A 14,771-nucleotide genomic window follows, 5' to 3' on the forward strand; every position below is an offset into this window, starting at 1 on the left:
AAGTAAATTTCATAACGCTCTGAGATAGCCAAGCATACCTCCTTCAACGTCTTGTCTACTTCATCGCTAAAGACCACTCTTCGATACTTTGCTGGACAGACCAAGTGATACATAAGAACAGTGACATTGTGGGATTTGTGGATGAACCTACTTTTAGCCATCCACAAAATGTAGTCACAAGTTCATGCTGCGGCTAATGCCGCAGAAACGCAGCAAGCTGCGGGGAATATGACCCGTAGAGATTAAATGTACAAAGCTATCAGGTTGACGATATACATGGCTACGTTTTGATCACTCTTGAAAACAACCCCGGGATATTAAACTCAGAAATATGCGTCGCAGGTTCAAACATAGTCATTTTGAATTTAGCTAGTACTGAATAAGAAACCAGCAACCTTATTTCTATAATCTCTTCTTGCTCTGATTGTCTATTCTTCCCAATGAGTAGTAAAAGACACCTGCAACCAACATGGCAATCAGTGGCGGAGGCCAACCTTCTGGCAAAGAATACCCAAGCGCTGTTGCAAGTATCACAATCATGATTGAACCGATTCTGAAACCCTGGCGGTACCAGTAAATACCCTGCTTTTGATAAAGTGCTTCGACATTCAGGTACCAGCCCCTGGACCAGTAATCCACCAGCAAAACACCGGCTATGGCTGAAAAGATCATGCCCAGTGTCGTAGCAATCTCGAGAAAGTGATGAATAATAATCGGGAAACACGATAAAACCACGGATGGAATGCTGACAAGCAATGTCGATCGTAAACGCCCCAGTGATTCAAGGGTATGACTGAGCGACAGCCCACCACTGTATAGATTGATCACATTGATGGTCCAGTTATCCATCACGATCAACACCAGGATGGCAAGCGCCATATAAATGCCAGGGACAATTTCCAGGATGCCATTGAACAGCCTGTCACCCTCCCCCCCTACCAGAGTCATAGCAAATGCTCCGGTAGCTGCCCCCAGAAATACACCCAAGCCAGCTCCGGTCATGGCACCTAACCAAAGCGACCTTTTATTCTTTTGATAGCGGGTAAAGTCAGCAGCATCAGTGATCATGGTCAGCATGCCGGCAAAAATGCCGTTAAACCAAACCATTATCAGTAAAGCTTTACTGTGGCCATCCACGGCAAATGAGACTGAGCCAGCCCCTGCGTTTAACCAGAGCATAATGATGATGAAGCACAGGCTGATCAGCTTGAGTGGAAGAGCCCACTTAAACAGATTTTTCAACCAGTGATAGCCATACGAGGCGACTAGAACCTGTAGAAAAGCAAAGGGTAATGAGACCTGTACGAGCGTCAGTTTTATCCCAAGACACTCCTCCAGAATGGCCGCAATGGCCATGCTGCCAGCGAGCGTTTGAAAGGCAAACCAATAGATAGAACAGATGGCACGCAAAGGTGAAGTCAGCCACCGCCCTCCTCTGACTCCCAGTGCTGCCCGGCAGGCCATTTGCCCCGTCAGGCCATAATCGACACCAATCCTGCCCATGACCAGAAAAGCCAGCATACTGAGCAAAACAGCAGACAGTTGGACCAGTACAACCGTTAAAAAAGACAAACCACCCGCCACTCCCATTGCAGCAGAAAATATCGTGCCGGGATTGATCAGATAATTGATCATGATCAGGAAGCTTTCTTTAGCTCCCGAGGTTTTTAAATGGCCAGGGACGGGCTCTGTTCCATAAAACTCCGGAAGCCAGCAGGATCTTTCTTGTACACTCACGTTGAACCATCTATCTCATTGAAACAGCAAAGATAGACTACTCAAAACGGTTTTTTATCCGGAAATCGACTGAAAAAACTCTGGTACCAGCTCTGTAGCGTGCCCATTCATGCTGCGATCAAACTGAGAAGCATTGGAACCGGGTTCAAGATTTAGCTCAACGGTTTCAGCTCCAGCGGCACTTGCTTCTGCAAAAAAACCAGCGGCAGGATAAACATTGCCAGAGGTTCCGATGGATACAAACAGGTCACATTGAGACAGAGCATCATAGATTCGTTCCATCTCCAGAGGCATTTCTCCAAACCAGACGATATGGGGTCTGAGATTTCCAGGTTGCTGACAACAGGGGCATGGTGTGGCGGTGGTCAGATCCTCTTGCCAGGAAAACACCTGCTCAGTGTCCTGACAACGGGCTTTATACAGCTCTCCGTGCATATGAATCAGATTCTGGCTGCCTGCCCGGGCATGGAGGTCATCAACATTCTGGGTAACCAGCAGAAAGTCTCCGTCAAAAGATTTTTCAAAATCCGCCAACGCCTGATGCGCTCGATTGAATGTCACTTCGGATAATTGCTGACGACGGGCATTGTAGAAATTCTGGACCAGTGCCGGATTTCGGTGATAACCCTCAGGAGTGGCCACTTCTTCTACCGGATGATTTTCCCAGAGGCCGTCACTGGCTCTGAAGGTGCGAATACCGGATTCTGCAGAGATTCCGGCACCGGTTAACACCACTATGGATTGATATTCAGACATTTAAACCTACCTGCGGCAGAAAACCTTTCTCGTTATTCTGCCACAGGTGAAGAGGTTATTTACCGTAAACCGTTGTGTAACTGATGTCTTTTTTACTGTTCGCTGGTACGGTGACCTTTATGGTGTCAGACTGCTCAACTGATCCACCCTTGAGATCCTGAATCTTTAGCAATGACCGATCACGGTCAGACAGGTAAAAGGTAATTTCTTCATCCCTGTCATTAAAAACTGTTGCCTGCCAACGGCTGCTTAACTCCTTATCCCGCTGCTGATTGTCGAGTCTTTTACGTTCAACACGAACCGCCAGAGCTTCTCCCATCGCCAACCGGGCATAATCCCCTTTGGTTGTCTGTGGCACCACCGCATTAGCACTGATAATGACACTGCCATCTTTTGTCTGCTCAAGGATTTTCACTTCACCAGCAGGTAAGTCTCTGTCTGCTTTGAAGCGATAATTCAATCTGGGGCGTTCCAGGTCATTCCCCCGACCGGAATATGAACGTCCATAAACGTCCAGCTGGTAATATTTATCCAGAGCCAGCTGATCTTCTTTGTACAAAGTAATCTGCTGCCATGAGAAAGGTGTTAAGCGGGTAGTCTCTTTGGGAAGCGGTGTCACCATGACCTCACCCACTCGCTGAGAGCCCTGATTAGCCATATCAGCGGCAGCGGCCTCCATCATGACCATTTTACGGGAATAGCCAGCATTGGGACGCCCCATGTCACCAGCCACCAGCCGGATGTCTGCCTTGCTGTAATCAGTCTCTGTGTTGTTATTCAACAATGCCGTTAACTCAATCCGGGCTTTATTATCTTCAGCCAGGGTCATACGGTAGTGGCTGGAATAATGTATGGAAGGTGTGATGTAAGAGAGGCGTAATTGATCCGTGCCTTCAAGATCCGGGAAACGGGCCATTAATCGCGTTTGATAGTCTTTTTCCAGAAAGACCGATTCCCTGGCTGCCAGTCGAATCCCTTCCGGGTCATTCCAGTCCACCAGATACTGTCGGCCATTAGTGCCCTGAACCAGCCCCATACCACTGTCATAAGAGAGCATCACCCCCTGAACAGGTACATTGAGACCTCCGCCCATGAGTTCAACAGACTTGCCTACCAGCCTGCGGTAGAGTCGGTCACGGTCAAGCCCGCCTCTTTGCCAGGTCAGACTGTCAGGCACAATGCCCTGATTCTTCCTGGTGTATTCCAGCTCCAGACTGTCATCTTCCCAGTCATGGGCCATACCTTCAACGATAAGTGTGCCTTCAGCTCCGGGAATAACCTTGAACTGCTGTCTGACCAGCGTCCTGTCCGGGTAAAGGGTTAAACTGGTCTTCTCCGCGTGGCTGACCTCCACTCTTCCTACCTGTTCATCTGCGATAACAGTCTGGGCAGTCAAGGCACTGAGCACTATGGCGCTGCTCAATATTCCGGTCAGATTGGATCTGGCTCTCATTAAGACTTTCTCCCTGTAATGAGAAAGGGGGACTGATTAAGATTATCCGGCTTGTTTCACTCTTAGATCAGTCCTGATAACAGTGTAAAACTATTGAAGAGCATGCCCGCAAAATAGACCACAAATCAACTGCCCCCCAATGCATACAGAATAACTTTACATAGTTAACATATTTCTCTTGAAGACAAATCCATTGGCTGTCCTTTGAAAAGCTTTGATAGAGGGCTTAACGACGCATAAAGAAGTGGAGTCGAGCACCGTCTCTGGACTGAGTACCCTGGGTTTTCAACATTTCTATCAAAGCTGCCAGAAATTGGTTCCTCTGAATTTGCAATACTGAGCCATTAAAATACAGGTACACCATATGATTGTATAAACCAAAGGTTACCACCCCCACTACTGAACCCTCACTATCGGTATAAACGATATGACCAACGCTCCCATACGTTTCCCTACGCATTGCTTGATTGCTGGCTTCGAAAGTCTCCTGATGGGGACTTGCCGTGAGAGAAAACTGATACGCCAGGGCTTCATCCCCTTCAGTACTCAGTTGGAAACCTTCAATAAACTGAAGCTTGTCTACATTCTGATTAATCCATTTTTGTAATGTGCCTGCATGAGACCATTCTCTATCTGTCCTTGTAAATCCTGCCTGCAGTGCCAGTAACAATATTTTCATACCCTTGCAGATATAATCCAACGCCATGCTCAGCTCATATTGCTCAACTGCCTGCAACCTTGATGCCTTAGCCTCTATATCAGAGAAGCTACCTACAGCCAGGATATTCTCAGAAAGTAACCCGTGGATGTTTTGATAGTATGGATTTGTACAGGGCACGTAGTTGAGTTCGGACATATTTGGAGACTGCACTCTGGGCGGCGTAAAAACTGAATCCGCTACGGCCACATGAGCAAATTCCTCCGGCTCACATTCAGGACAGTGCTCCCCACCATTAATGACCACCATTCGCTGACCACAGTCGCATAGGCCCGCTGCACTTCCATTTGCAATCCACCATGAGAAGCACAGTAAGGCTAACAGGAAAAAGGATCGAAGTAGCAAGGAAACTCATCTCACAATATAAAATGTGAGCTTATATTAGACTCTGGAACACTGACTACATGGATAGATTGAGAATAAGAAGTCCCATTGAAATGATGACTGCCCAGGCAAGAATGTTTTGAATTGGTGTTGGAGGTTTGTCGTTCAATAGTTGAAGATGACAGAAGGAAGGGCTGGAGAATCTCCAGCCCTGTCAATAAGTCAGAACGACCAGAAAGGGTTATCTACATCCAGATCAACGGGACGTCCAAAGCCCGGAACCTTAATGGACTGATCGGTGTATTCCAGATCATCATCGCCCAGAACCCCTTCACCAAATTGGTAAATAGGTTCAGCCTTGCCTGAAAGCTGGGCACTTTCATAATCTTCCTGTCGACGTGCAGTGTTTTCATAACCCTGCTGCCAGGAAGCCAGGCTCTGTTCACCGTGTTTGGCTTGCAGCATCTGACGGGTGACATCCGGACTCAGCACCAGTGCAGTGGCGTTATTACCACCAAAACCTTTGGCATTGATCAGAGACATGGCCATTTGCGCAGGATCCACTTCTTTGTGGTCCATGCTGATATCCAAGTGGGAATGATGGACATCTTCAGCAATCCCCGGGATGGTTTTGATACCAGGAATCAAACCTTTCTGCCAGACACCCAGAGTCGACATCAGCTGATCACCTGCCGCGACTCCAATGGAATGACCGAGGTAACTCTTAACGGCAGAAACCGTCCAATTCTCCATACCAAATGTACGGGCTGTTTCATTGAGGATATGGGATTCTGTGACACGATTCTGAGGTGTGCCTGTACCATGAGCCTGGACAAAACTGCGGTTTCTCAGGGCATCTTCACCCAACATGGCACGACCCAGAGCAGCGGCTCTGGCCACTGTCAGGTAATTACCGGCTCCGGGTGCAGAAATCGACTTTTTATAGCCGTCAGCATTCACAAATACATCTGCAACAGCCCCCAGAATTTCAGCACCGGACTCCAGGGCTAACTCGTCATCCATCAGGATAAAGTACTGGGAAGATTCGGAAATCGTAAATCCGGCATTCTCGGCGAATGGACGACAAGCTTTGCGCCAGTCAGGGTTGGAATCTGAAGGCAAACCATCCAGTTTTCTCAGGGCATCATCAGTAGCCAGGGCACCCATTGTGCTGTAACCATCCATTATCTCTGGCGTTACTGGCGCTTCACTGTTACCGACGATGACCACCCGGCGCTTGCCTGAGCGGATGTCATTCACAGCCAGCTGCAGGTTATAAAGCAGCGTGGCGCAGGCACCCATGGAAGTACCGGTATTACCCAGGGAACCCAGAATATAAGCATTAATAAAGTCTGCAGACATTTCAGCAAAGCCCAGTGGGCATTGCTTGGAAGTCACTCTTTTGCCCATCAGGCGCGCTTTCAGCATGCCTCCGTAGCCGTTGTAATCCAGCTGACTCATGGCACTGCCGGAATACACCGCAATCTGATCTGGCGAGAGTTTTTCTTTCATCAGCAGCCAATCCAGACCGGAAGACTGAAGAGCATCGGAAGCTCCAAAAACGGTCATAGCCAGTGATCTAGGATGGTTTCTGGATTGATACAGGTCGGCCGGGTCAAAACCACTGGGTAACTGACCGGCAGCGTTCACAGCACCCGCGCGGGTAGCTGGAAGCATCAAAGATTGAAGACCCGAAAAGCGGACTTTGACATTACGACCATCCGCCAGTTCTTCCACCTGCCAGCCTTCAGGCAAGGGTGCAGGTAGCCGTCGCTTTGGCAGAATAAGTTCTGAACCTTCAGCCGCTTTTAACGGGTGATGATAATAAAGGGCATTGTTATCAAACAGATTGTTTTCCAGCTTGCGGATCAGTGTCCCTGCCAGAATATCTTCAGCCGGTGTATTGGCATCCAGTCCCCTGAGCGTGGCAATAGCAGTCAGTGTTTTCTGCTGCTGTTCGATGCCAAGACGATCAAACACCAGACGGTTATAGCCATGAAATCCTGAACTTCGTCCCGCCGGGCTAACGCCCCCCTGCGCGACAATTACCGGCAATCTGCTCAAGGTAACAACTCCATTGATATAAGGGATATGGCGGTAGTGTAATAGTACATACACAAAGGCAACTGTACATTTGCGCCAATCAGCCCGATAATTACGCCATCACTCCGTTTCAAAGGCTGATCATCCGGTGCAAAGCCCACTTTCTATCAACAGAGTACTGATCCCGTTGATGGATCATATGCTTTCAACCAGCATCAGCTTGCCCCTGGAGATGATTCAGGCAGGCGTTACCTACAGCCGTCTGAGCCACAAACACCCTAAGATCGAAGTCTGTTTCTGTGCTGAATCTATAAAAACCGTAACCAGTATGGGTGGAATCCCCCTGAGCCCTGAGGTGACTTATCAGGAAACAGGGCCGGGAGATTTGATCATTGTTCCTGGTCTTTGGCGTAACCCCCTGCCCGTGGCCAGACAATCGACCGCACTGGTTAAGTGGCTGAAATATCAACACGAACAGGGCGCTACTTTCTGTGTTGCAGGTACCGGTGTGACATTTATGGCTGAGACCGGTCTGCTGAATCACCAGCCTGCCGCCACCCACTGGTACTTTCTGGATCGGTTAAAACAGCAATATCCTGATGTAGACTTCAAACCCCATCATCTCATTACCCGTTCAGGAAAAATTTATTGCGCCGGGAGCGTCAACTCAGTAGCCGATCTGATGGTTCACCTGATCAGCCTGAATATGGGTGAACAGATTGCCCATAAAGTGGAACAACAATTCTCACATGAGATACGTCGCCCCCTGGACCAGATTCTTTTTGCTGAAGATCATACCACCGCACACAGTGACGAAGTGGTTATTCGGCTACAGGAATGGATTCGCCAACATTATTGCGAAGACATTGATATGGAAAATCTGGTGGAAGCCTCAGGTTTGACTCGGCGGACACTGCACAGACGCTTTAAGGAAGCCACAGGGTTCTCCCCCACCACCTATATCCAGCGCATGAGACTGACTCTGGCCTCGGATCTGCTGAAAAACACCGACCTTTCCATTCGTGAAGTCGCCTACCAGGCCGGATACACAGACCCTGACTATTTCAGCCGACTGTTCCAGAAACACTTTCAGCTCACACCCAGTGACTTTAAACGCAGCGTCCGGGGCAAATTATTCTACCTGGAAAGCCCTTGATACATTTCGTATCAATATACCTACTGATATATACCGCCCATGCCTTTTCCACCCTGCCTGTTTTGGATAAGCTTCACCTACTCGAATTTTACGGCTCAGAAGGCTGTTGACTGACAACACTCTTCTTCACAAAGCCGTCTCTTATCATTGACTGGAGCCAAAGATGATTATCAAGCCAAGGATTCGCGGATTTATCTGTACAACGACCCACCCGGTTGGGTGTGAGCAGAATGTCAGAGAGCAGATCGCTTATACCAAGGCTCAGGGTGAAATAGCCGATGGACCCAAGCGGGTTCTGGTCATTGGCTCTTCCAGTGGCTATGGACTGGCTTCCCGTATCACCTCGGCTTTTGGCTCAGGTGCTGCCACCATTGGTGTTTTCTTTGAAAAACCTGCCACAGAAAAGAAGCCGGGCACCGCAGGCTGGCACAATTCTGCCGCTTTCGAAAAGCTGGCTCATGAAGAAGGCCTGTATGCAAAAAGCCTGAATGGTGACGCTTTCAGTCACGAAGCCAAAGCCAAAACCATTGAACTGATCAAGGAAGACCTGGGTCAGGTAGACATGGTTGTTTACTCACTGGCTTCCCCGGTTCGCAAAATGCCCGACAGTGGCGAAGTGATTCGTTCTGTTCTCAAGCCAATGGGCCAACACTACAAGGCTACCGCTGTCGACACCAACAAAGACGTACTGTTTGAAGCCAGTGTTGAGCCTGCTACTGAGGAAGAAGTGGCACAGACTGTCACCGTAATGGGTGGTGAAGACTGGGAACTCTGGATGAAAGCCCTGTCAGAGGCCGGCGTTCTGTCTGAAGGCTGCAAGACCGTGGCTTACAGCTACATTGGTACTGAAATCACCTGGCCAATCTACTGGGAAGGTGCTCTGGGTGAAGCCAAGAAAGACCTGGATCGTGCTGCCCACGCCATTGATGAAAAGATTAAAGGGATTCATGGTTCCGCCAATATCGCTGTTCTGAAGAGTGTTGTCACTCAGGCCAGTTCCGCCATTCCAGTAATGCCGCTGTACATCGCCATGGTCTTCAAGAAGATGCGCGAAGAAGGTGTTCATGAAGGTTGCATCGAGCAGATTAACCGTATGTTCCGTGAGCGCCTGTACAAAACCGATGGTTCTGCACCTGAGGTGGATGAGAGCAACCGTCTGCGTCTGGACGACTGGGAACTGAGAGAAGACATTCAGGCTCACTGTCAGGAACTGTGGCCAACACTGACCAATGAAAACCTGGCGGAACTGACAGACTACGTTGAATACAAGGAAGAATTCCTGAAGCTGTTCGGCTTTGGCGTAGAAGGCGTGGATTACGAAGAAGACGTAAATCCGCAGGTGCCTTTTGATGTGATCGATATCTGATCATTGATAGGGAGAGGGCTATCAGGCCCTCTCTTTTCTTACTATCCTGCGCCTCTGATTTCTTCCTGAGAATCCATATCCAGAGCAACAATTAATTCGGACACTCGATCTCTCCCTGCTCTATTTCAGCCTGCTCTTGTGCCAGCCGCTGCTTTTGTTTCTGCTTAACTTCCGCCCAGCTTGTACCCTGCTGAATACCGGTCATGCGCTCTGAATATTTTTGCAGAGCCCTTTCAAAGACTTTTTCAGCAGAAATTTTACCTTCGTCCTCAAGACAAAGAAGGAGGTTGAGGTAATCCCAGAGTACATCACCCAGTTCATCCTCAAGGTAACACTGTCTATTGGCATCCAGCTCTTCGGCAACTTCATCAAGCTCAAGCTTTATCTCCCTGAAATAAGTCTCACTGCCCTCAAACCAGCTGTTATCGCTGTCATAGTCATTTTTGGTTCTGACTACATCGATCAATTGCTTAATGACTTCGGAGTTCATATCAGACTGTCCCATCCCAACTGGCTAGTTTGAGACGACAGTCTACTGAAAATGGATAAGCCTTGAAATTATCGAGCTATATGTTCTGATACGATTCGGCTGTACCAGGAGTCTGAACGGCCAATAGGTTGGCTGAAATCCGGGTAAGGTAAGGTCTTACCATCAGGCCCTTTGCCTAATGCGTAGTCTTGCCACTGATCATCGATATACAGTTCATCACCTGCCCTGAGGAAATTGAGCTTGGCATAAACGGCTACGGGGAGGTTCTTCCCTTCTGAGGTGTACGTGGTGCTTTCGGTAAAGCCATCCAGTTCAAAACCATTCTTGATCCACTTAACACTGCCCTTGAGGAAATGGGATTCCACTATGCGGGGATCACTGTGTGATACAACACTGCTTTCAAACTTCCACTGGTGATTGTCATCCTGACGCATAACGTAGCGAATGGCCATGTAGCGATTTTCTCTGAACTTCTTTTTTCTGCGTTCATTCTGTTGCACTTCGTAAATGGTGAGTCGAACAGCCTCGATCATATCAAAAGCTATAGCTTGGCCCATTCGATAGGGATTACCCACCAAAACGTCTCCCCGGGAGACAATCAATACTTCAGGTTGATCTTCTAACGGTTTGTTTTTGAACTCTTTATCAATAACGATTCGAAACTGCCTGGCTTGGGAGGGATCAGACCGCCCCAAAACGGACTGCAACTGATTAAAGCCCTCATCAACATTTTTCGGTGTCAATTCAGCTTCCTCAGCTACTACCTGCATCATCAACAAGACCGTGGCAAAGGCAACGGTCATAGCCAGTTTTTTCATCGTACTTCTTTCCTTAAGCCTTTTGATTCAAGGCCCTCATTATTCAGGAAAAGAAAAGTTCAGTAGCCAGAAGCACTCAGGCAACCTGATCATCAAAGATAAGCACATTACAGCTTATTCAGCTGAAACCTAGTCGATTCAGGGCAACTGTCCAGTTAAGTTGCAGCCTATGATCGATTCATAGCAATATGAAGAATCACTCAAGTAAAGTTGTAATACCGGATCATGGAAGAAACAGAAACAATACTTTCAGTGATCACACTGGTCGTAGGCTTTTTAATCACTGCTTCCATTGTTTTTTGGAGTGTTCGTCTTGGTATTACACCCACTCCCTCTACAAGCAAAATAAAGCAGTCCCTTGAGGCATTACTGCCAGACAAAGTCGATGGCACCATCTTTGAAGCTGGAAGCGGATTCGGAGGATTACTGATACTGCTATCCAGTAAATATCCAGAGAAGACCATCGTAGGTATCGAGAGATCCCCTATCCCCTTCTGGATCTCAAAGATTCGTTGCCTTCATCTTAAGAATGTCAGTATTTATTTAGAGGATTTTCACAAGAGCGAATGGAAGAATGCCGGACTGATAGTCTGTTATGTCTATCCGGGAGGAATGGAGAAGCTTTCGGAAGCATTTAAGAAGTATCTAAGGGATGAGTGCATTGTGCTCAGTCATACATTCAGGCTACCCGGCTGGCAGCCTGAATGCATCTTGAAGGCGAACGATCTCTACAAAAGTCCGATTTATCTTTACCGCGTCAACTTGCCTTCTCACAGAGAGGGATCAAAGTCCCCTGCTCCGTTTGCAACCAGCGATAAACAACCAACTGTTCAGGAGCACAACTGACACACCCCTGCTGACAACCGGACTGTTCTTCAGTCAACAGCCCTTTTCGAACCCAGTGCTGAAGCATACCCTGCATGGCTTCAGGTCCTACTTTAAAGTGCTGACTGATCTCTAACAGGGTGCACATCCCCCTTTCCCTGAGATAATCTCTGATTGCCAACAGCATCAGTGACACCCCGTTGATCTTTGTTGATTTTCCGCTGGCAACTCGGCAGGTGTCAGTACCATTTTTTGCCCTGCACGCCTCAGGAACATAAACATCAACACCATGGAGAACGTGATAGTCGACAACCAGCTGAATGCTGTCACCGGTTGAATGCTGATCTGGGAAACCTGGTAGTAAACTGTGGCAACGGAGTAACCCAGAAAGAACGTCCAACCCGCTACAAACAATGTCCAGCGCATACCTGACTCCCTATAGATAGCACCCAGTGCAGCTACACAGGGTGTATAGAGAAGTATCATCAGCAGATAAGCAATGACGGCAGCTTCACTGGTAAAGAGTCTCTGCATCACACCGAAGGTGGTCACTTCCACTTCCTGATCCTGTGCCACTTCTTCCAGATTGCTGAGGTCACCCACACTCAATCCCAGAGGGTCCGTCACTGAAGAGGCAATTTCTGCAAGATTGGCAGGAATGGTCGCCAAGGCTTCGTTGAAGCCCGCCATGAAATCGAAATCATGTTCCTTAGTTACGGTGCCATTCTCTTCTTCCGCTATGGAGGTATACATGGAGTTCAGCGTACCCACTACCGCTTCTTTAGCCAGAATGCCTGTGAACAGGCCAACGGCTGCGGGCCAGTTATCTTCAGTCATGCCCATGGGTGCAAAGGCCGGTGTAATGGTCTGACCTATTTTGCTGAGCACGGACTCACGGGTATCTTCATGCCCAATAGAGCCGTCGGTACCCAGTGAATTCAAAGTATTCAGAATGACAACCACCACCACAATCGCCTTACCTGCCCGGAACAGGAATGCTTTCAGTCGATCCCAGGTTCTCAGCAAGACATGTTTTGCTGAAGGCATGTGGTAGTTTGGCAACTCCATAACAAAGGGCGTTACTTCACCACTGAACAGGCAGCGCTTGAGCATCAAACCGGTCAGAACAGCGGCAAGAATGCCGGTTATGTAAAGCGTGAAGACAACGTTCTGACCCGATCCAGGGAAGAATGCGGCAGCAAAAAGTGCATACACAGGCAAACGTGCACCGCAGGACATGAAGGGAGCCATAGCTATAGTCAGCATTCTGTCTTGCTGATTCTCAAGGGTCCGGGTTGCCATAATGGCTGGCACGTTACATCCAAACCCTACCAGCATGGGTACAAAGGCCTTACCGGGCAACCCCAGAAAGCGCATGGCTCTGTCCATTACGAACGCTGCCCTTGCCATATAGCCAGAGTCTTCCAGAACCGATAGAAACAGGAACAGGAAGGCAATGACAGGAATGAATGTTGATACGGTCTGGATACCACCACCCACACCATTCGCCAGCAGAGCAATCATCCAACCAGGTGCACCGACCTGCTCCAGAAGATGGCTGACACCATCAACAAACAAGGTTCCGGATAAAATATCAAAGAAATCAATGAAGGCACTGCCTATGTTCACAGAAAACATGAACATCAGATACATGACCCCGAAGAAGATGGGCAGACCCAGAAGACGATTCAGGACAATATTATCAATACGTTCAGACAACCCGTGACTGACACTGCCTGCTTCTTTTACAACCTCTTTGATGATCTTGCCAATGGTTTCATAACGACTGTTGGCAACAATAATATCCATATCCGCATCATAAACCACCTCTAGCTGAGAGCGGGCTACTGCAGCTTGATCGATCACCTGCAGTGAAACTTCATCCTGAAAGTCAGCTTCACCTTCCAGAAGCTTAAGTGAGACCCAGCGTGCAGCGGATTCATCATCAATTTCTTTACTGACTTCAGGCTTCAATGTCAGTACTGCATCTTCCAACTGGAGACCCAGGGGTTGAGGCCTGGCTGGCTCAATACCGTGAATAAAGCACTGGTTAATCAGGTCTTTGAGTTGACGAGTGCCTTTATCCTTTGAGGCAACCATTGAATGGACAGGGCAACCGAGCTCACGAGACAGCTTGTCGGCATCAATTTTCATACCCTTGTCACTGGCCACATCCATCATGTTAAGAACAACAATGACCGGCAGTCCCATATCCAGTAACTGGGTTGTCAGATAGAGGTTTCGCTCAATATTAGAAGCGTCAACCACATTCACTACCATCTGAGCTTCACGGGCAAGAATAAAATCCCGGGCGATTCGCTCATCCATGGAGACCTGATCGTCCACTACATCAAGACAATAGGTACCGGGCAGGTCAACGACTTCAATGGCAAGATTCTGATGCTGATAGCGACCACTGCGCTTCTCAACAGTAACGCCTGGCCAGTTGCCAACGTGCTGCCGGGCACCTGTCAGGGTGTTGAATACGGTGGTTTTTCCGCAATTGGGGTTACCGACAATGGCAAATACATGTTGCTTCATAGACGGGTAACCTCGACTGCTGCTGCCTCGTGACGTCTGACACTGAGCTGAAAACCGCGAACCTGGAGTTGAATGGGGTCACCCAGAGGCGCTACCCTGCAGACTGTAAAACTTGTACCGGGTGTCAGACCCATGGCCAGAAGCTTGCGGCGATAAGCCGAGCCTGCTTCCTTGAATGCCGTAACCTTTGCCTTCTCCCCAGCCTGGAGATCCCCCAAAGTGACCGTCATCCCAATCTCCCGCACTCAATTACGAACTTCATCTATGCTTCGACGAGGAGTGCTTCCTGATACATCTGGTGATGCAGCGTGAAAAGACTAACCTGAGATCCTATTTTGATGACTTCATCTCAAGTTCTAAAAACAGGCAAAGATTAGGCGTAAATGAGAATAGTTTCAATTCACAAATCAACTAATTAACATAGTAATTACCGAATCATTCATATTTCATTCATATTTCATTCATATTTCATTCATATTTCATTCATATTTCATTCATATTTCATTCATATTTCATTCATATTTCATTCATATTTCATTCATAT

At 48.1% G+C, this 14,771-nt stretch carries 14 protein-coding genes; 3 read left to right on the forward strand and 11 right to left on the reverse strand.

Features of this window, described 5'->3' with window-relative positions:
* The 6 genes from WG89_RS29635 to WG89_RS23275 form a co-directional block, all read right to left on the reverse strand.
* The coding region (locus WG89_RS29635) for a transposase (protein ID WP_172806784.1) at positions 1-161 on the reverse strand (161 nt) is incomplete at its 3' end.
* Between the two features lie 241 nt (positions 162-402).
* Positions 403-1,737 (reverse strand): purine-cytosine permease family protein, encoded by a 1,335-nt coding sequence (locus WG89_RS23255; protein WP_062270098.1) that lies wholly within the window; start codon positions 1,735-1,737, stop codon positions 403-405.
* 54 nt (positions 1,738-1,791) lie between these two features.
* Positions 1,792-2,493 carry a Sir2 family NAD+-dependent deacetylase gene (gene cobB, locus WG89_RS23260; RefSeq protein ID WP_062270099.1) on the reverse strand — a complete coding sequence of 234 codons (702 nt, stop codon included), beginning with the start codon at positions 2,491-2,493 and terminating at the stop codon, positions 1,792-1,794.
* Between the two features lie 55 nt (positions 2,494-2,548).
* A complete protein-coding gene (locus WG89_RS23265; protein WP_062270100.1) occupies positions 2,549-3,946 on the reverse strand; it encodes a hypothetical protein in 1,398 nt (465 codons plus the stop codon).
* 226 nt (positions 3,947-4,172) lie between these two features.
* Positions 4,173-4,913 (reverse strand): hypothetical protein, encoded by a 741-nt coding sequence (locus tag WG89_RS23270; RefSeq protein WP_062270101.1) that lies wholly within the window; start codon positions 4,911-4,913, stop codon positions 4,173-4,175.
* A 297-nt stretch (positions 4,914-5,210) separates the two neighbouring features.
* Positions 5,211-7,052, reverse strand: a complete 1,842-nt coding sequence (locus WG89_RS23275) for a beta-ketoacyl synthase (protein ID WP_062270102.1) — start codon at positions 7,050-7,052, stop codon at positions 5,211-5,213.
* Between the two features lie 127 nt (positions 7,053-7,179).
* Between WG89_RS23275 and WG89_RS23280 the strand changes: the two genes are divergently transcribed.
* On the forward strand, positions 7,180-8,187 hold the full coding sequence (locus WG89_RS23280; RefSeq protein WP_153301780.1) for a GlxA family transcriptional regulator: 1,008 nt from the start codon (positions 7,180-7,182) through the stop codon (positions 8,185-8,187).
* A 163-nt stretch (positions 8,188-8,350) separates the two neighbouring features.
* Positions 8,351-9,553, forward strand: coding sequence for an enoyl-ACP reductase FabV (gene fabV, locus WG89_RS23285; protein WP_062270104.1), 1,203 nt, complete (start codon positions 8,351-8,353; stop codon positions 9,551-9,553).
* 91 nt (positions 9,554-9,644) lie between these two features.
* On the opposite strand, the gene WG89_RS23290 is transcribed toward fabV, so the two are convergent.
* Together WG89_RS23290 and WG89_RS23295 are read right to left on the reverse strand one after the other, a co-directional pair.
* Positions 9,645-10,043 (reverse strand): MazG nucleotide pyrophosphohydrolase domain-containing protein, encoded by a 399-nt coding sequence (locus tag WG89_RS23290; RefSeq protein WP_062270109.1) that lies wholly within the window; start codon positions 10,041-10,043, stop codon positions 9,645-9,647.
* A gap of 68 nt (positions 10,044-10,111) precedes the next feature.
* On the reverse strand, positions 10,112-10,861 hold the full coding sequence (locus WG89_RS23295; protein WP_062270105.1) for a hypothetical protein: 750 nt from the start codon (positions 10,859-10,861) through the stop codon (positions 10,112-10,114).
* A 225-nt stretch (positions 10,862-11,086) separates the two neighbouring features.
* On the opposite strand from WG89_RS23295, the gene WG89_RS31335 reads away from it, so the two are divergent.
* Positions 11,087-11,707: a class I SAM-dependent methyltransferase gene (locus WG89_RS31335; RefSeq protein WP_062270106.1), complete on the forward strand. Its 621-nt coding sequence runs from the start codon at positions 11,087-11,089 to the stop codon at positions 11,705-11,707.
* Here WG89_RS31335 and WG89_RS33020 read toward each other — a convergent pair.
* The 3 genes from WG89_RS33020 to WG89_RS23310 are packed head-to-tail and all read right to left on the reverse strand — an operon-like array spanning position 11,619 to position 14,457.
* Positions 11,619-11,873 carry a FeoC-like transcriptional regulator gene (locus WG89_RS33020; protein WP_079254005.1) on the reverse strand — a complete coding sequence of 85 codons (255 nt, stop codon included), beginning with the start codon at positions 11,871-11,873 and terminating at the stop codon, positions 11,619-11,621. The genes WG89_RS31335 and WG89_RS33020 overlap by 89 nt on opposite strands.
* The gene (gene feoB, locus WG89_RS23305) at positions 11,873-14,227 is read right to left on the reverse strand and encodes a Fe(2+) transporter permease subunit FeoB (RefSeq protein ID WP_062270107.1); all 2,355 of its coding nucleotides are present in this window, start codon (positions 14,225-14,227) and stop codon (positions 11,873-11,875) included. Before feoB ends, WG89_RS33020 begins: the two co-directional genes overlap by 1 nt.
* Entirely contained in the window at positions 14,224-14,457 is a 234-nt protein-coding gene (locus WG89_RS23310; RefSeq protein ID WP_062270108.1) for a FeoA family protein, read from the reverse strand. The genes feoB and WG89_RS23310 overlap by 4 nt, the downstream gene beginning before the upstream one ends.
* Between the last annotated feature and the right edge of the window lie 314 nt (positions 14,458-14,771).

The sequence above is a fragment of the Endozoicomonas arenosclerae genome (assembly GCF_001562015.1).
GTDB classification, from domain to species: Bacteria; Pseudomonadota; Gammaproteobacteria; order Pseudomonadales; family Endozoicomonadaceae; genus Endozoicomonas_A; species Endozoicomonas_A arenosclerae.